The sequence below is a fragment of the Aeromonas media genome, assembly GCF_000819985.1.
In the GTDB taxonomy this organism is placed as follows: domain Bacteria; phylum Pseudomonadota; class Gammaproteobacteria; order Enterobacterales; family Aeromonadaceae; genus Aeromonas; species Aeromonas media.
This window is the reverse complement of record NZ_CDBZ01000209.1, coordinates 13,450-30,804: the sequence shown is the minus strand read 5'-3', so window position 1 is coordinate 30,804 and position 17,355 is coordinate 13,450. Positions and strand designations below refer to the sequence as shown.

The following is a 17,355-nucleotide window of genomic DNA, read 5'->3' as shown; positions in this document are numbered from 1 at the left end:
ATTACTCCTGCGGCAGTGAGAAGCGAGCAGTCCGGCCGTTGTTGTAACGGCTCATGTCGAAGGACTTGCCCTGGTATTCGAGATTGACCGCCATGGGCGCGCCAATGATGAATCTGAGTGGCTCGGGTCCTTCCAGCACAAGCTCGTCGTTCGCCTTCTTCAGACCGCTGAACAGGGTCTTGCCGTTGGCATCCTTGACATCCAGCCAGCAGTCGGCGGTGAAGCTCATCTTGAGCTGGGGCGCCTTGCCAGGTTCGGTGGCGACCGTCTCTGCCGGCGCCAGGGTCGCCTCTGCTGCCGAGGCCTCGGTAGACAGGGCGGCGCTGGTCGCGGCAACGACATCCGGTGCTGTGGCGGCGGCGTCACTCACCGCAGGCTCAGTCGCCACGGCATCGGAGGCCACGGGCAACACGGGGTCGGCCACGTCCACCGTAGGCGTCACGTTGGCGACCGACGCGGTCGGGTCCGTGCCCATCTCGCTCGCCGCAAGGGCTTCATCCCCGGCGGAGCGACGTGCTGTACTCTGCCACCACCAGGCGATGGAGAGCGCAATCAGTACCAGGATCACCAGCCAGGTCACCACCTTGAGCCGACTGTCGTTGGCTTGCTGGCGGGAGCGGCGGGAGAAGCTCTGCATGTCGATGTTATCGGGCGGCGTCAGCCCCAGCTTGTCGTAGGCCGCGAGTATGGTTTCCTCGGGAATGCCGACCAGCTTGGCATAAGTACGCAGATAGCCCCGAATGAAGGTATGGGACGTGTGCTTGTCGTAGGTATCCGATTCGATAGCGGCGATCAGGGTCAGACGAAGGTGAATGCGGGACGCAACCTGCTCTCGTGTCCAGCCGAGCTGTTCACGGGCGTTGCGCAGCAGCTGGCCTGGGCCAACTGCCTGGGAGTCGTCTTGGAAATCGTGTGGCTGTTCAGTAGTCATTGGCTAAGTAACGCTTGGCTTGTTGCGAAGTGGGATATTGCCTTACCAGCTCAGTCCCGAATTGGTGAAGTAATGCCGGTTTGTCCATGGCCTGGGCAAGCCTCAGCCGGAGCCAGAGGCTCTCCTCGTTCTCGTCTGCCACGTCGGCGAAACGCGCGAGGTAAGACTGCACATCAGGCAGCTTGCCATCTTTCATGGAAAGCTCGGCCATGTCCAGCAATAACCTTGGATTGCGGGGATTATACCCCAAGGCCAGACGATAGTACTCGTTGGCCTTGTCATTTCTGTGATTTTGCATCGAGCAGAGCGCCGCATTCTCGTAGGTATCGGCGATCTTGATGTAATCCGGCTGGCTGACCGCCTGCAGGAATGCCTTCTCCGCCTCGTCGAAGCGCCCACGGTTGCACAGGAAGGCACCGTAGTTGTTCATCGCGTCAGCGTTGGTCGGATCCATGGCCAGTGCCTTCTTGTAATTCTCTTCGGCCGCCTTGAAATCGGATACCTGCTGGTAGAAATAGGCGAAGCCGATATACACCTGAGGGTTGCTGGGGTCGTACTGGAGGGCCCGATCGAGGTTGAACTTGGCCTGTTCGGCATTGCCCTGACGCAGATATTGAATACCCAGATCGAGGCGGGTCTGGGCAGCCGCCTTGAAGTCGGGACCCACTTCACGCTGGGTAGAATTCTGGCCAGCGTAAGTGGTCTCGGTGACACAGCCAGGCAGCGCGCAGAGCGCTGCCACTACGATCAATGTACGGATATCCATTTCCTGTCTATACAATGGCTTAGCGAGTTAAACCATTTTGACGGAAATCCCATCCTGTTGCATCCGATTTTTCATGGTGCGCTTGGTGCGGTCGATCACCTCCCCCACCAGCTGGCCACAGGCCGCATCGATGTCATCCCCGCGGGTCTTGCGGACGATGACGGTCATACCGTATTCCATCAGCACCTTGGAGAAGCGGTCGATGCGACTGTTGCTCGGCTTGCCAAACGGATTGCCCGGGAAGGGGTTGAAGGGGATCAGGTTGACCTTGCAAGGGGTATCTTTGAGTACCTGCGCCAGCTCGTGGGCATGCTGCATGTCGTCATTGATATGATCGAGCAGCACATATTCCACCGTCACCCGGCCGCCATTGGCGTTGGACTTGGCCAGATAGCGGCGCACCCCCGCCAGGAAGGCCTCGATGTTGTACTTGTCGTTGATCGGCATGATCTCGGAGCGCAGCTTGTCATTCGGTGCATGCAACGAGATGGCCAGCGCCACGTCGATCTGGTCGCCCAGCATGTCCAGCGCCGGCACCACGCCGGAGGTGGAGAGGGTGACGCGGCGCTTGGAGATACCAAAACCAAAGTCATCCATCATCAGGCTCATGGCCGGCACCACGTTGGCGAGATTCAGCAGCGGCTCGCCCATGCCCATCATCACCACGTTGGTGATGGGGCGCTTGCCGCCCACCACCTTGGCGGCACGCCAGACCTGGCCGATGATCTCGGAGACCTTCAGGTTGCGGTTGAAACCTTGCTGGGCGGTGGAGCAGAAGGTGCACGCCAGGGCGCAGCCGACCTGGGAGGAGACACAGAGGGTCGCCCGATCCGCCTCCGGGATGTAGACGGTCTCGACTTCCTGATCCCCGACCTGCAGGGCCCACTTGATGGTGCCATCCGCGGAGCGTTGTTCACGGCTGATCTCGGGGGCTCGGATCTCGGCAATGGCCTTGAGACGCTCACGCAACGCCTTGTTGACGTTGCTCATCTGATCGAAGTCATCACAACCGGAGTGGTAGATCCACTTCATTATCTGATCTGCCCGGAACGGCTTCTCGCCCAGCTCGACGAAGAAGGCACGCATGGCATCCCGATCGAGATCCAGCAGGTTGGTTTTTGTTTCGCTCATCAAGGGCCTCAGCTCACACACTTCATAAATTATCGGCTGACCTACGTCAGGGGGCGGCATTGTACAAATAATGGGTCTGCCTTTCCACCTGGAGAATAAGAGGATATTGACCGAATGACCAAAAAACAAAAGGGAGCCGAGGCTCCCTTGATGATCTTCTGACGAAAATCAGCCGCGTGGGCAGATCTCGGCGTCGGAGAAGAAGTAGGCGATTTCACGGGCGGCAGAGGCCGGGGCATCGGAACCGTGCACGGCGTTGCGATCGATGCTCTCGGCATAGCAGGAGCGCAGGGTGCCGGCCAGGGCCTCTTTCGGGTTGGTGGCGCCCATGATTTCGCGATGACGGCGAATGGCGTCTTCCCCTTCGAGCACCTGTACCATGACGGGGCCAGAGGTCATGAAAGCAACCAGTCCATCATAGAAAGGCTTGCCCTGGTGTTCGGCGTAGAAACCGGCGGCCTGCTCGCTGCTCAGGTGCAGCATCTTGGCGGCGACCACTTTCAGGCCGGCGCTCTCGAAGCGGCTGTAGATGGCACCGATCAGGTTCTTGCTGACCGCGTCCGGCTTGACGATAGAGAAGGTACGTTCGATAGCCATTGAGTTCTTTCCTTAACTACAGAGTTTTATTGTAGGAATCCATGTTCGGCGGCGATTATACGTAAACAAAAACCGAAATAACACACAAAATAGCAACTTTTTATTAAACAAAAAATTCCTTGAAACAACATGGTGACTCATCTTGTGCCATGGCACTGAGAAAAAATGTGCGCTTGTGCACGATAGTCACGCTAACCCGCTAAAACCCTATCTATTGCTCATATAACCAGCACCGTTGAAAAGGGCACCCCGAGGTGCCCTTTCGCCTTGTCATGCCCCTCGGCGCGTCTCCGCCAGCAGGGTATGGGCGATGGTGCGCATCCCCAGGGTGTTGGCCCCGGGGGCCCAGAGGTTGTCACCGTTCTCGCTGAAACAGGCGGCCAGATCCACGTGCAGCCAGCCCCGCCCTTCATTGCCGACGAAGCGGGAGAGGAAACCCGCCGCGTTGGAGGCGCCGCCCGGGCCACCGCCCGGCACCGGACGGCTGTTGGCCGTATCGGCGTAGTGGGACGGGCACTGCTGGCGGTGCCAAGGTTCCAGCGGCAGCGGCCAGGCTGGCTCCTGCTCCGCATCCGAATAGGCCATAGCACGGCTCACCAATCCCTTGTCGAGGCCGAACAGGGCGTTGTAGCGCCCCCCCAGCGCCATCACGGCGGCCCCGGTCAGGGTGGCGGCGTCGATGATGAGCGGTGCGCCGGACTCCCCGGCGAGCTGCAGACCGTCGGCCAGCACCAGGCGCCCCTCGGCGTCGGTGTTGACGATCTCGACCGTGGTGCCGTTCTTGTAGGTGAGGATATCACCCAGCTTGTAGGCGTGACCGGAGACCAGGTTCTCGGCGCAGCAGAGAATGAGCTTCACCCGCTTGTCGAGGCCGCGCAGTATGGCCAGCGCCAGGGCGCCGGTGACGATGGCCGCCCCCCCCATGTCATGCTTCATGGTGAGCATGCCCTGGGAGGTTTTCATGGAGTAGCCGCCGGAGTCGAAGGTGATGCCCTTGCCTACCAGGGCCGCCGCCACGGGGGCGTTGCGATCCCCGGTGGGGTTGTAGTCCAGCTCCAGCATCACGGGTTCGCGATCGCTGCCGCGGCCAACCTGATAGAGACCGACCCAACCCGCCTGCTGCAAGGCTTCACCCTTGAGGATGCGATGGCTGATCCTGTCCGGTGCCAGCTCGGTGATGAAAGCTGCCGCCTCCACCGCCAGCTCCAGCGGCCCCAGCTGTTCCGGGGTGGCATTGGTCATCTCGCGCACCCAGCGCCCGCACAGCCAGCGCGCCTCCAGCTCCTCCCTGTCCTCTTCGGACGAGGTCGCCCACTGCAGCTCCACCTCGGCCTTGGGGGTCTGCAGCCCCTGGGCGAAGGCCCACTGCTGCTCGCGCTCCCAGTGACCGCACAGGGCGACCGTCTGGATCCCCTGACCGCAGAGACGGCGGGCCGCCTGCTGGATGTCCAGCAAGGGGGACGCCGTCACCAGGTGGATCACCATGCCATCGGCACGGTGGGAGAGCAGCGCCCCCTCACCCCACTCGGCTGGTGCAAATTCACGACTTAACCAGACATTCATGCAGTCACCTCCTGCAGCCAGCGTGCGATGGTGCGCAGACCGTGACCCTTGGCACCGGTCGCCCAGAGATCGTTGCCCGATTTTTGATAAGAGGCGGCGAGATCCAGGTGCACCCAGCCCTTGCCCTCGTCACGCACGAAGCGCGACAAGAACGCGGCGGCCGTGGTGGCCCCGGCGGTGCCTTCGGCGGAGGCGACGTTACCCAGCTCGGCGAAGGCCGAGGTGAGCTGCCCCACATGCCAGGGTTCCAGCGGCAGCGGCCAGGCCTTCTCCTGCTCGGCTTTCGCGGCGGCCAGAGCGCGCTGTTGCTCGCACTCGTCCAGGGCAAACACGGCATTGTAGTCGCGGCCCAGCGCGGTCTTGGCGGCGCCGGTCAGGGTGGCGGCATCGAGAATGTGGGCGGCGCCGCTGTCGGAGGCTGCCAGCAGGCCATCGGCCAGCACCAGGCGCCCTTCCGCATCGGTGTTCTGGATCTCCACCGAGATGCCGTTCTTGTAGGTGAGGATGTCACCGAGCTTGAAGGCGTGGCCGGAGACCAGGTTCTCGGCGCAGCAGAGAATGAGCTTCACCCGCTTGTCCAGACCGCGGCTGATGGCGAGCGCCAGGGCGCCGGTCACCATGGCGGCTCCACCCATGTCGGACTTCATCGGCAGCATGTTGTCAGAGGACTTCATGGAGTAGCCACCGGAGTCGAAGGTGATGCCCTTGCCCACCAGAGCCGCCACCACGGGGGCGTTGCGATCCCCGGTCGGGTTGTAGTCCAGCTCCAGCAGCACGGGCTCGCGCTCGCTGCCGCGGCCCACCGACCAGATCCCGATATGGCCGGCCTCGCGCAGAGCTTCGCCTGCGGTGATGCGGGCGGTGACCTGATCGCCACCCAGGCCGCGGATCAGCAGCAGGGCGGACTCCGCCAGGCTCATGGGGTAGATCTCTTCCGGGCAACCGTTGGTCACCTCGCGCACCCAGCGGGTAGCCTTGACCAGCGCCTCCAGCTCAAGGGCATCCGCTGCGCTCTGCTCGCCGAAGTCCAGTTCACGCTGCCCCTTGGCGGCATAGAAGCCCTGGGCGAAGGCGTAACGGCGCTCCAGATCCCAACCCTCACCGACCAGGCTCACCCGCTTGATGCCGCTCGATTCGAGTCGGCGAGCCGCACGCTGAACGGTGCGCAGGATATCCTGCTGCAAGACGGTGGAACCCAGGTGGATCAGGGTCTCCTCACCGCTGAAACTGAGCAGGGCGCCTTCACCCCAGTGGGCGGCAGCAGCCTGGGCGGATAACAGTACCTTCATCATGTCAGCCATTTTCTCTTGCTTCCTTTTCTTCTTGGCACGATTCATTAACAACGCGGGGTAACGGAGACAAAAAAGGCCGTTCCCCCGAGGGGTACGGCCTTCACCATATCATCACTGCACCATGAGATGCTGCACGCGCAATTCACTCATGTGTAATTAGCGGGTCAATCAATGACGCTCGGAGGCGAGGTTGATGGTGTACTTGGGCAGCTCCACCACCAGATCCTCATCCGCCAGACGGGCCTGGCAACTCAGGCGGGATTCCGGCTCCAGTCCCCATGCCTTGTCCAGCATGTCGTCTTCCAGCTCATCACTCGGCTCGAGGGAGTCAAAACCCTCCCGCACCACGCAGTGGCAAGTGGTACAGGCACAAGACTTCTCGCAGGCATGCTCGATCTCGATGCCGTTGCGCAGGGCGATGTCCAGTATGGTCTCACCGGTCGCGCCCTCGAGGGCTGCGCCGTCCGGACAGAGTTCGGGGTGAGGCAGAATGATCAGTTTTGGCATATTACACCTTGTTGACGTTTTGGCCGGTCAGCACCTTGCGAATGGACGCATCCATGCGACGGGCCGCAAACTCGCCACTGACGGCATCCGCCGCCTCGATGGCATCTTTGATTTGATTGGTTGTGCCTGTGGCACGCATGGCCAGCAGATGAGTGATCGCGGCGTCGATCTCGGCACGTTCGGCAGCATTGAGCAGCGCTTCGCCATCGGCGGCCAGCGCCGCATTGAGGCTCTCCACCACCCGATCGGCTTCCACCTGCTGCTCCGCCAGCATGCGGGCATCCATGTCCTGCTGGGCATTGGCGATGGAGGCGCTCAGCATGCTGAGGATGTCCTCTTCCGCCAAGCCATAGGAGGGCTTGACCTGGATCTCAGCCTGCACGCCGGAGGATTTCTCCATGGCGCTGACCGACAGCAGTCCGTCCGCATCCACCTGGAAGGTGACGCGAATGTGGGCGGCACCGGCCGCCATGGGCGGAATACCGGTCAGGGTGAAGCGGGCCAGGGAGCGGCAATCCGCCACCAGCTCGCGTTCTCCCTGCACCACGTGGATGGCCATGGCAGTCTGGCCATCCTTGAAGGTGGTGAACTCCTGGGCACGGGCCACCGGTATGGTGGTGTTGCGCGGGATCACCTTCTCAGCAAGCCCCCCCATGGTCTCAAGACCCAGAGAGAGCGGGATCACGTCCAGCAGCAGCATCTCGGCATCGGGCTTGTTGCCCACCAGGATGTCGGCTTGGATGGCGGCGCCGATGGCCACCACCTTGTCCGGATCTATGCTGGTGAGCGGCGTACGCTGGAAGAACGCCCCCACCAGCTCGCGCACCAGCGGCACCCGGGTGGAGCCCCCCACCATCACCACTTCCAGCACTTCCATCTGCTCGAGCCCCGCATCGCGCAGGGCGCGGCGGCAGGCCAGCAGGGTGCGCTTGACCAGCGGCAGGATGAGCTCGTCGAACTGGCTGCGGCTCACCTCCCCCTGCCAGCCGGCAAAGGAGCAGGCAACGCGGTCGGCATCCGTCAGGCCGTGCTTGACCGCCGCCGCCACGTCCAGCAACTCGCGCTGGGTGCGGGCATCGAGCTGGCCACTCAAACCGGCCTGCGCCTTGATCCAGTCCGCCAGCAGGTGATCGAAGTCATCGCCCCCCAGCGCCGAGTCGCCGCCGGTGGCCATCACCTCGAACACCCCGCGATGCAGACGCAGGATGGAGATGTCGAAAGTGCCGCCACCGAGGTCATAGACGGCAATCACCCCTTCCTGACCGGAGTCGAGGCCGTAGGCGATGGCGGCGGCGGTGGGCTCGTTGAGCAGGCGCAGCACGTGCAGACCGGCCAGACGGGCCGCATCCTTGGTGCCCTGGCGCTGGGCGTCATCAAAATAGGCGGGCACTGTGATGACCACACCGTCGAGGTCGCCCCCCAGGGAGGCGGCGCCGCGCTCGGCCAGTTTTTTCAGGATCTCCGCCGAGACCTGCACCGGATTGACCAGCCCCTGGCGGGTCTGGATCTGGGGCATGCCGTTGTCGGCGGCCACGAACTCGTAAGGCTGCTGACGGGTATCCATGTCGGCCAGCGCCTTGCCCATCATCCGTTTGACCGAGACGATGGTGTTGTGGGGATCGAGGGCGGCTTCGCGCTTGGCGTCAAAGCCCACCCTGATGGCGGCGTCCTGGCCAGCTTGATAGTGCACCACAGAGGGCAGCAGATCGCGCCCCTGCTCGTCACACAGGGTGTCGGCCTGGCCGCTGCGTACGGCGGCAACCAGGGAGTTGGTGGTGCCGAGATCGATGCCTACGGCACGTTTGTGCTGATGAGGCGCGGCGCTCTGGCCGGGCTCGGCGATTTGCAGTAATGCCATGGGTAATCACAATTCCAGCGTTAGAGGGTCAAGACTCGAACAGCGAGTCTTCGAATCGTTCCAGCTCCTCGAGGAGCTTGTCGACAAACTTGAGTTTGCGCACGCAATCGGCCGCCGCCAGATCTTCACCCGCGGTGAGGGTATCGGTCAGCCGTTGCATCAGAGACTGGTGATCATGCCTGATCTCGCGACGAAAATCTTCGATGGCCCCCTCAGGATCCGCTTCTCCTTTCAACTCGGCCAGGCGCTCGCGCCACTCCAGCTGTTGCATCAGGAAAGAGGTGTCTTGCAGGGTCTGTTGCTCGCCTCGAATGTCGGTACCGCGCAGGGAGAGCAGGTATTCTGCTCGGCGCAGGGGGGACTTGAGGGTAGTGAAGGCATCGTTGATCTGGGCGGCATGCTGCACCGCGGCCAACTGCTCCCACTCGGGGGCGGTGGCAAAACGATCGGGGTGAAACCGGGTTTGCAACTGGCGGTAGGTGTCTGCCAGCTGGCGGGTATCGAGCTCGAAGCCCTCTGCCAGCCCGAACAGCTCGAAATGATTCATTCTGTGTCCTCAGACTCGAAGGCTAGTGCCTTGCTCACCATCCATCTTGAACGGCAAAGCCGGCAGCAGGCTGCCGGCTTCATCGATTAGACGCTGAAGCTCTCGCCACAACCGCACTCGCCCTTGGCGTTCGGGTTGTTGAACTGGAAGCCCTCGTTGAGGCCCTCCTTGACGAAGTCCAGCTCGGTGCCATCCAGATGGATCAGGCTCTTGGCATCGACGATGATCTTGACACCGTTCTGCTCGAACACCTGATCCTCAGCGGCCAGCTCATCCACAAACTCGAGCACATAGGCAAGGCCAGAACAGCCGGTGGTCTTAACGCCGAGGCGCAGGCCTATGCCCTTGCCCCGGTTGGTTATGAAAGAGGAAACCCGTGCCGCTGCGGCGTCTGTCATGGTAATGGCCATACTGCTCTCCGGACCTTAGAGACCTTTCTTCTGCTTGTAATCGGCGATGGCGGCCTTGATGGCATCCTCCGCCAGAATGGAGCAGTGGATCTTCACCGGTGGCAGGGCCAGCTCTTCGGCGATGTCGGTGTTCTTGATGCCGGCGGCTTCGTCCAGGGTCTTGCCCTTGACCCACTCGGTCACCAGTGAGCTGGAGGCGATGGCGGAGCCACAGCCGTAGGTCTTGAACTTGGCGTCTTCAATGATGCCGTCGTCGCTGATCTTCAGTTGCAGCTTCATCACGTCGCCACAGGCCGGGGCGCCGACCATGCCGGTCGCGATGCTGGGGTCGTTCTTGTCAAAACCACCGACGTTGCGGGGATTCTCGTAGTGGTCGATTACTTTTTCACTATAAGCCATATCTAACTCCTGCTAATTCCGTTGTTCACCAAACACTTGCCACGCTGGCAAGGATCAGTGATGTGCCCATTCGACCGTGTTCAGATCGACGCCGTCCTTGAACATCTCCCACAGGGGGGACATCTCGCGCAGACGACCGATGGAGTCGCAGATGAGCTTGATTGCGTAGTCGATCTCTTCCTCTGTGGTGAAGCGACCGATGCTGAAGCGGATGGAGCTGTGTGCCAACTCGTCGTTCAGGCCCAGGGCGCGCAGCACGTAGGAAGGCTCCAGGCTGGCCGAAGTACAGGCCGAACCGGAAGAGACAGCCAGATCCTTCAGCGCCATGATGAGGGATTCCCCTTCCACATAGGCGAAGCTGACGTTCAGGTTACCCGGGACGCGCTGGTCCAGATCGCCGTTGATATAGACTTCTTCGATGTTCTTGATGCCATTCCACAGACGCTGACGCAGGGCCATGATGTGCTGGCTCTCGCTCGCCATCTCTTCCTTGGCGATGCGGAAAGCCTCACCCATGCCAACGATCTGGTGGGTCGCCAGGGTGCCGGAACGCATGCCGCGCTCATGACCGCCACCGTGCATCTGGGCTTCCAAGCGTACGCGGGGCTTGCGGCGCACGTACAGGGCACCGATCCCCTTGGGGCCGTATACCTTGTGGGCGGACATGGAGAGCAGATCCACTTTCAACGCTTCCACGTCCACCGGGATCTTGCCCACGCTCTGGACCGCGTCCACGTGCAGCAGGATCTTGCGGGAGCGGCACAGCTCGCCGATGGCGGCGATATCCTGCACCACACCGATCTCGTTGTTCACATGCATGATGCTGACCAGGATGGTGTCATCGCGCAGGGCACCTTCGATCTGCTCCAGGGTGAACAGGCCGTTTGGCATCGGTTCGAGGTAGGTCACCTCATAGCCTTCACGCTCCAGCTGGCGGCAAGTGTCAAGCACCGCCTTGTGTTCAGTCTTGGAGGTGATGATGTGCTTGCCCTTGCCAGCATAGAAGTGGGCTATGCCCTTGATGGCCAGGTTGTTGGATTCGGTCGCGCCGGAGGTGAAGACGATCTCGCGAGGATCTGCACCAATCAGCTCTGCCACTTGATTACGGGCCAGGTCCACCGCCTCTTCGGCCTGCCAGCCGAAACGGTGAGAGCGGGAGGCAGGATTGCCAAACAGGCCGTCCATGGTGAGGCACTGCATCATTTTTTCTGCGACACGCGGGTCCACCGGACAGGTTGCCGAATAATCAAGGTAAATAGGCAGTTTCATGTTTTTCTCCGTTACGACGCGGCCACACAGCGACTCGTCGTGGAAAGCACGTTTATAGTTGGACTTTCAAGCTCACATCACCGCGTTCGGCCCGGTCAACCAGGGACAACACGGTCTTCATTTGTTCATCTTGCTTGCCGGCGATGCGGCGCACATCGGCCTGACCGACCAGCTCCGCCAGGGTGATGTCCCCCAGGAAACTGGAAATGCGCTCACTCAAGTCACGCCACAGGGAGTGGGTCAGACACTGGGTACCACCGTGGCAGCCACCCTTGCCGAGGCACTTGGTCGCATCGACCGATTCATCGACCGCGGTGATCACCTGACCTACCGAGATCTCGCCAGGGGCCAGGCCGAGGCGATAACCGCCGCCCGGGCCGCGCACGCTGCTCACCAGCCCATGCTTGCGCAGACGGGCAAACAGTTGTTCCAGATAGGACAAGGAGATGCCCTGGCGCTCTGAAATATCAGCAAGAGGAACGGGCCCCTGCTCTGCATGCAACGCCACGTCGAGCATAGCTGTCACTGCGTAACGTCCTTTTGAGGTCAGTCTCATATGCCTTACCGTCTTGCGAACAAATCAATATGGGCACATGGTCACATACCCGACTAAAACAGTCAAGTATATGGTTGAGTAAATCAGTCGGGATTAATCCTGCGGCCGGGCTTTCTGCACCGAGGTGAGAATGCCTCGCAGGATATTCAATTCAACCACTTCCGGCCGGGCGCGGTTGAACAGACGGCGCAGCTTGCTCATGACATGACCGGGGTGATCATCGGCAATGAAGCCTGTCTTCTGCAGGGTCTGCTCCAGATGCAGATAGAAGCCTTCCAACTGCTGGGCACTAGGATAATCCACCCGCTCCGCATCCGATTCCACCGTGGCAGTTCCCTGAGTCTCCAGCCAGCGCATCCGCACCTCGTAGCAGAGGGTCTGCACCGCCATGGCCAGATTGAGGGAGCTGTATTCGGGGTTGGCCGGGATGGCCACGTGGTAGTGGCACTTTTGCAGCTCATCGTTGGTGAGGCCGGTGCGTTCACGACCAAACACCAGAGCGACCGGATGCGTCACCCCCTCCGTCACCAGCTTCTCACCCGCTTCGCGGGGATCCAGCATGGGCCAGCTCAGGGTCCGAGAGCGGGCACTGGTGCCGATGACCAAGCCACAATCGGCGATGGCCTCATCGAGCGTCGGCACGATGCGGGCGTTGACCAGTACATCGCTGGCTCCCGCCGCCAGGGCGATGGCATCGTCATCGGGCAAGGCTTGCGGATCAACCAACACCAGCTGAGTCAGCCCCATGGTCTTCATGGCTCTCGCCGCAGAGCCCATGTTGCCGGTGTGAGAGGTGTTTACCAAAACGATACGAATCTGATCCAACATGCCCAGTCAATCTTCAGTCAAAAATGGCGCGTAATAGTAACATAACGAATCGCTATTTTGGCATCGCTTCTGACCCTGCATTTCAGAACAAAAATCACCGCTTGTATAACCAACCGGCCTGAAGGCGGGAAAAGGGAGAGCTAACCTTAGAGGGTCAAGCTGCATTACCCGGAGCACTCCTCTCATGCTTCCCCCCTGGATCTATGAACAATTGCCGTTGCTTTACCTGCTGCTCTCCGCCGTGTTGTGGTTCTTTGCCCACTCACCGCTGTTCTGGCTCGCGGCGATCCTGCTGTTTGTGGTGGGTGCTCTCCTCTGGATGATGCGCTCCAACTACAGGCGCACCGATCTGGTCATCTATCCCGCCAAACGCTGGCTGCAACCGGAGTGGTACTATGAGGCCCTGCCTTTCCTGTGGCTGGCGCTCGGGCTGGTGCTGCTGCGCCTGCCTGACACCACGGCCCTGCTCGCCCTGCTCCCCTGTCTCTGGGCTGGTCGCTGCCTATGGACCAGGCGGCGTCATCGCCATCATACCCCGGGGCTGGCGATGCAGCTGAGACGCGGCTCAGGCCATCGACGCGGGCAGCGGATCCTGCGCTGATCGGACCCGCTCTATCAGGGTTGCCAGGTCCATCAGGGGATATTTCATCAGCCCGGGCAGCCCATCGAGATCCAGGCTGTCCATCAGGTTCTTCACCTCGAGGCCCAACTCGGTATCCCCTTCTATCTTCAGCCTGCGCTGGAAGAAGAGGGAGTCCGGATCCTCCTTGCGACCGGCAATCAGGATGAGATCCTGGCTGCTGCCGCTGAAGCAGACATCGGCTCGCTCGCAGTCACGGGCCACCACCAGTTTTCCCTCTCGCTCGCTGACAAACCAGCATAGTTCGAGGTCCGACACCTCAACTTTCAGCCACTTGCCGGCCAGGAAGGCGAAATCCCCGTCCTGGATGGCCTCCTTGAACGCCTGCGCCAACAAGGCTTCCATCAGGTTTTGCTGCAGGGTGAAGGGCACCAGCTTGAGCGGGCGGCGCAAGAGACGAGGGGCCTGTTCGACCAGGCGGCGTTGCAGTTGTTGGAACACGATAAACTCCCAGTTTTTTGCGCATTCAAACACAGTGCAATTATCAGGATCCTGTTGAAAATCAAACTTGTGCCCACTTACCTCTAGAAGGGTAAAGCCACACAAAGCTGCCTCAGGTCAAAAAGCGGGGGGTCAAGCCTGCATACAATCGGGCCACTTTTTGCATTTTTGCCCTCTCGGAGCGTACCCGATGGAATTACTCTGCCCGGCAGGTAGCCTGCCGGCACTGAAGACAGCCGTGGATAACGGGGCCGATGCGGTCTATATCGGCTTCAAGGATGACACCAACGCCCGCCACTTCGCCGGGCTCAACTTCACGGACAGCAAACTGGAGAAGGCGGTGGATTATGTGCATCAACATGGTCGAAAGCTGCACATCGCCATCAACACCTTCGCCCACCCGGGCTCGGATGCCAGATGGAAGCAGGCGGTGGACAGAGGGGTGGCGCTCGGTGCCGATGCCCTGATCATCGCCGATCTCGCCGTGCTGGATTACGCCAGCCGCCATCATCCCGACATGGAGCTCCATGTATCTGTCCAGGCCAGCGCCACCAACGCCGCCGCCATCCGCTTCTACCAGCAGCACTTCAATGTCGGCCGGGTGGTGCTGCCACGGGTGCTCTCCATGCATCAGGTCAGGCAGTTGGCCCGCGAGACCGACGTCGGCCTCGAGGTGTTCGCATTCGGCAGCCTCTGCATCATGGCGGAGGGGCGCTGCTATCTCTCCTCCTACATGACCGGCGAGAGCCCCAATACCGTGGGCGCCTGCTCCCCCGCCAAGTTCGTACGCTGGGAAGAGACCCCCCGCGGTCTCGAATCCCGTCTCAATGAGGTGCTGATCGATCGCTACGGCCCGGGGGAAAACGCCGGTTACCCAACCCTGTGCAAGGGACGTTTCGAGGTGGATGGCCAGACCTATCACGCCCTAGAGGAGCCCACCAGTCTCAACACGCTTGGCCTCTTGCCCGAGCTTTTCCAGACCGGGATCCAGTCGGTCAAGATCGAGGGCCGCCAGCGCAGCCCCGCCTATGTCGAGCAGGTGACCCGGGTCTGGCGCGCCGCCATCAATGCTTATCAAGCCAACCCCAACGCCTACAGCGTCAAGAGCGAGTGGGATGCCCAGCTTGCCCGCGTCTCCGAGGGAAGTCAGACCACCCTCGGCGCCTATCACCGCCAGTGGCAATAAGGAGCACTGTTCATGAAATTCTCTCTCGGGCCCCTGCTCTTCTACTGGCCCAAGACCGACACCCGGGCCTTCTATGAGGCGGCGGTGCAGAGCCAGGCCGACATCATCTATCTGGGTGAGACGGTGTGCAGCAAACGCCGTGAACTGAAAGTAGATGACTGGATTGCCCTAGCCCGCCAGGTGGCGAGCACAGGTAAACAGACCGTGCTCTCCACTCTGGCGCTGATCTCGGCGCCGTCGGAGCTCAAGGAGGTGAAGCGGCTGGTGGACAACGGCGATCTCATGGTCGAGGCCAACGATCTCGGCACCGTCCAGCTCGCCTGTGAGGCGGGCCTGCCCTTCGTGTGTGGCCCGGCCATCAATGCCTACAACGCAGACGTGCTGCGCATGCTGCTCAAACAGGGGATGCAGCGCTGGGTGATGCCGGTGGAGCTCTCCCGCGACTGGCTGGTGCAACTCAATGAGGATCTTGGCCCGCTCCGCCAGCAGTTCGAGGTGGAGGTGTTCGCCTACGGCCACCTGCCGCTCGCCTACTCGGCGCGCTGCTTCACCGCCCGCTCCCTCGACAAGCCCAAGGACAACTGCGAGCTCGCCTGCATCCACTACCCGACCGGACGGCTGGCCAGCAGCCGCGAGGGACAGAAGGTGTTCAATCTCAACGGCATCCAGACCCAGTCCGGCTACTGCTACAACCTCGGCAACGAGCTTAAAGGCATGGCTGGACTGGTGGATGTAGTGCGCCTATCTCCCGAAGGGATGGAGACACTCGACATGCTGGCGCGTTTCAAGGCCAACCAGCAGGGTCAGGCTCCCCTCCCCCTGCAGCAGGAACGGGACTGCAACGGTTACTGGCGACAGATCCCCGGCATGAGCCTGGTGGAGTGATCACGCAGGGACGACTGCAGCAGACAGCAAAAAGGCCTCGTCAAGAGGCCTTTTTCATGGGGTTCAAACCCGTTTAGTCACGCTTTGCCGCTCTTGCCCTGGGCTCCGGGTGGCTGGGGCTTGCGCGCCATCAGTTCCAGCTCCAGCAAGGCATAGCGATGCTCGATGAAGTCATAGACGTTGTTGGCCAGCGCCAGCTTGAAGTAGCTGATGGCTTCCTTGCGGTTACCCTTGGCCAGCTCGAACTTGCCGAGATAGAAGTAGGTCTCGCACAGGCGCTCGGCGAGCTCCCTGTTGTCCTTGACCCCTTTCACCACGTTGCTCATCAACTGGGTGGCATTGATGTCGCCCGTATAGAGGCGCACCAGATCCCAGTTCCAGGCGTCGTCGTCATACTTGCTGAGCCGCTCGCGCATCCGGCTCATGGCCGCCGGTCCGTTGAGCTTCTGCTCGGCCAGATAGAGCCAGATCACCCGATAAGGGTCTTCTGGTTGCGCCTCGTAGAAGCGCTTCATATCCGCCGCGGCAAGCTCGGGGCGATTGCCGTAATAGAGCGCGATTCCCCGGTTGAGATAGGCGTAGTCGTAATCCGGGGCGAGCTCCAGGGCGGAGTCGAACGCCTCATAGGCCTCGTCGTAGTTCTGCTGTTGAACCAGATAGACACCGATGAAGTTGTAGGCCTCGGCAAAATCCGGCTTCTCCCGCAGGGCGCGGTTGAAGTCGAGTCGCGCCAGGGAACGCAAGCCCACCCGGTCAAACACCACGGCACGCTCATAGAAGAGTTCTGCCCGCTGTTCGGTCGTCAATTCCATTTCACTGAGCATCTGCCCGAGTCGCGCCAACGCCAACTCGCTCTGGTAGGAGACCTGCAAGGGGGTCGCCAATACCAATGAAGCGGGTTGCGGCTTGGGAACTTGAGGCGCTGTAACCTGACTGCTACTGCTGCATCCCCACATGGGGAGCAACAACAGAATACCGGTGAGGTATCCAATCCCTTTCCTGACGTTCAATGAACACTCCGACGCTTACGCTTGACCCCGCATATGGTAAAGGTCAACCGGCCTTTTGTCATGTGGCGCAACCCCTATCCCTCAAATAAATCAGGATTCGACAGGGTATCCGGCATCACTCCAACCACGAAAGCCTCCATCGACGCTGACCACCCGGGAATACCCCATCTTTTGCAGGTTGTCCGCCGCCAGGATGGAGCGAAAACCCCCACCACAATAGAGGTAGAGCTCGGTGTCGGGATCGGGAAAACGGGTCTCTATGTCCCGCTCCATCACACCGCGGCCCAAGTGTTCCGCCCCCGGCAGGTGCCCTTTCGCCCACTCGTTATCTTCCCGCACGTCGATCAGGTGAAAAGCACGGCCTTCTTCCTGCCAGCGCCTGATCTGGTGCACATCGGTTTCCCGTATCTGCGGGCGAATGGCCTCTACCAGGGCCAGAAAACGGGGATTGTGTTGCATGGCTTGCTCCTTGCGTACTTGTAATGGGTCATGAGGATGGCTGTTGGGGAGCATAATGACTCAGCCGCACCCCAAGAGAA

General features: G+C 61.1%; 20 protein-coding genes. 3 read left to right on the top strand and 17 right to left on the bottom strand.

Annotated features, from left to right (window positions below):
- Position 1: 1 nt before the first annotated feature.
- The 14 genes from BN1127_RS18675 to trmJ all read right to left on the bottom strand — a co-directional run bounded on the left by BN1127_RS18675 (position 2) and on the right by trmJ (position 12,654).
- Positions 2-931, bottom strand: a complete 930-nt coding sequence (locus BN1127_RS18675) for a RodZ domain-containing protein (protein WP_042650458.1) — start codon at positions 929-931, stop codon at positions 2-4.
- Complete coding sequence (tapF, locus tag BN1127_RS18670) at positions 921-1,712, bottom strand: PilW family type IVa pilus biogenesis/stability lipoprotein TapF (RefSeq protein ID WP_082030168.1); 792 nt, start codon at positions 1,710-1,712, stop codon at positions 921-923. The genes BN1127_RS18675 and tapF overlap by 11 nt, the downstream gene beginning before the upstream one ends.
- Positions 1,713-1,724: 12 nt before the next feature.
- Positions 1,725-2,828: a dual-specificity RNA methyltransferase RlmN gene (gene rlmN, locus BN1127_RS18665; RefSeq protein WP_041205947.1), complete on the bottom strand. Its 1,104-nt coding sequence runs from the start codon at positions 2,826-2,828 to the stop codon at positions 1,725-1,727.
- Positions 2,829-2,996: 168 nt separating this feature from the next.
- A complete protein-coding gene (gene ndk / locus BN1127_RS18660; RefSeq protein ID WP_005324280.1) occupies positions 2,997-3,425 on the bottom strand; it encodes a nucleoside-diphosphate kinase in 429 nt (142 codons plus the stop codon).
- A 270-nt stretch (positions 3,426-3,695) separates the two neighbouring features.
- Positions 3,696-4,988, bottom strand: a complete 1,293-nt coding sequence (gene pepB, locus BN1127_RS18655; protein ID WP_042650456.1) for an aminopeptidase PepB — start codon at positions 4,986-4,988, stop codon at positions 3,696-3,698.
- Positions 4,985-6,289 (bottom strand): aminopeptidase PepB, encoded by a 1,305-nt coding sequence (gene pepB, locus BN1127_RS18650; RefSeq protein ID WP_042650455.1) that lies wholly within the window; start codon positions 6,287-6,289, stop codon positions 4,985-4,987. Before pepB (BN1127_RS18650) ends, pepB (BN1127_RS18655) begins: the two co-directional genes overlap by 4 nt.
- A 159-nt stretch (positions 6,290-6,448) precedes the next feature.
- A complete protein-coding gene (gene fdx / locus BN1127_RS18645) occupies positions 6,449-6,787 on the bottom strand; it encodes an ISC system 2Fe-2S type ferredoxin (protein WP_005324284.1) in 339 nt (112 codons plus the stop codon).
- A 1-nt stretch (position 6,788) separates the two neighbouring features.
- The gene (gene hscA / locus BN1127_RS18640) at positions 6,789-8,645 is read right to left on the bottom strand and encodes a Fe-S protein assembly chaperone HscA (RefSeq protein ID WP_042650454.1); all 1,857 of its coding nucleotides are present in this window, start codon (positions 8,643-8,645) and stop codon (positions 6,789-6,791) included.
- A 28-nt stretch (positions 8,646-8,673) separates the two neighbouring features.
- Complete coding sequence (gene hscB / locus BN1127_RS18635) at positions 8,674-9,192, bottom strand: co-chaperone HscB (RefSeq protein WP_042650453.1); 519 nt, start codon at positions 9,190-9,192, stop codon at positions 8,674-8,676.
- Positions 9,193-9,278: 86 nt separating this feature from the next.
- Positions 9,279-9,602 carry an iron-sulfur cluster assembly protein IscA gene (gene iscA / locus BN1127_RS18630; RefSeq protein ID WP_005324290.1) on the bottom strand — a complete coding sequence of 108 codons (324 nt, stop codon included), beginning with the start codon at positions 9,600-9,602 and terminating at the stop codon, positions 9,279-9,281.
- Positions 9,603-9,617: 15 nt separating this feature from the next.
- On the bottom strand, positions 9,618-10,001 hold the full coding sequence (iscU, locus tag BN1127_RS18625) for a Fe-S cluster assembly scaffold IscU (protein WP_005299770.1): 384 nt from the start codon (positions 9,999-10,001) through the stop codon (positions 9,618-9,620).
- 54 nt (positions 10,002-10,055) lie between these two features.
- Positions 10,056-11,270: an IscS subfamily cysteine desulfurase gene (locus BN1127_RS18620; protein WP_041205949.1), complete on the bottom strand. Its 1,215-nt coding sequence runs from the start codon at positions 11,268-11,270 to the stop codon at positions 10,056-10,058.
- Positions 11,271-11,322: 52 nt separating this feature from the next.
- Entirely contained in the window at positions 11,323-11,826 is a 504-nt protein-coding gene (gene iscR, locus BN1127_RS18615; protein ID WP_025327241.1) for a Fe-S cluster assembly transcriptional regulator IscR, read from the bottom strand.
- Positions 11,827-11,919: 93 nt separating this feature from the next.
- Positions 11,920-12,654, bottom strand: a complete 735-nt coding sequence (gene trmJ / locus BN1127_RS18610; RefSeq protein WP_042650452.1) for a tRNA (cytosine(32)/uridine(32)-2'-O)-methyltransferase TrmJ — start codon at positions 12,652-12,654, stop codon at positions 11,920-11,922.
- Positions 12,655-12,838: 184 nt separating this feature from the next.
- On the opposite strand from trmJ, the gene BN1127_RS18605 reads away from it, so the two are divergent.
- Positions 12,839-13,255, top strand: a complete 417-nt coding sequence (locus BN1127_RS18605) for a hypothetical protein (RefSeq protein ID WP_042650451.1) — start codon at positions 12,839-12,841, stop codon at positions 13,253-13,255.
- Here the strand turns inward: BN1127_RS18605 and ubiT are convergent.
- The gene (ubiT, locus tag BN1127_RS18600) at positions 13,220-13,735 is read right to left on the bottom strand and encodes a ubiquinone anaerobic biosynthesis accessory factor UbiT (protein ID WP_041206966.1); all 516 of its coding nucleotides are present in this window, start codon (positions 13,733-13,735) and stop codon (positions 13,220-13,222) included. The two genes, BN1127_RS18605 and ubiT, sit on opposite strands and share 36 nt — an antisense overlap.
- A gap of 190 nt (positions 13,736-13,925) precedes the next feature.
- On the opposite strand from ubiT, the gene ubiU reads away from it, so the two are divergent.
- A complete protein-coding gene (ubiU, locus tag BN1127_RS18595) occupies positions 13,926-14,921 on the top strand; it encodes a ubiquinone anaerobic biosynthesis protein UbiU (RefSeq protein ID WP_042650450.1) in 996 nt (331 codons plus the stop codon).
- A gap of 12 nt (positions 14,922-14,933) precedes the next feature.
- Positions 14,934-15,806 (top strand): U32 family peptidase, encoded by an 873-nt coding sequence (locus BN1127_RS18590; RefSeq protein WP_042650449.1) that lies wholly within the window; start codon positions 14,934-14,936, stop codon positions 15,804-15,806.
- 77 nt (positions 15,807-15,883) lie between these two features.
- Here the strand turns inward: BN1127_RS18590 and nlpI are convergent, their stop codons facing one another.
- Both nlpI and BN1127_RS18580 read right to left on the bottom strand, forming a co-directional pair.
- On the bottom strand, positions 15,884-16,816 hold the full coding sequence (nlpI, locus tag BN1127_RS18585; protein WP_301270914.1) for a lipoprotein NlpI: 933 nt from the start codon (positions 16,814-16,816) through the stop codon (positions 15,884-15,886).
- A gap of 90 nt (positions 16,817-16,906) precedes the next feature.
- Positions 16,907-17,275, bottom strand: coding sequence for a rhodanese-like domain-containing protein (locus BN1127_RS18580; protein ID WP_042650447.1), 369 nt, complete (start codon positions 17,273-17,275; stop codon positions 16,907-16,909).
- Positions 17,276-17,355 lie beyond the last annotated feature (80 nt).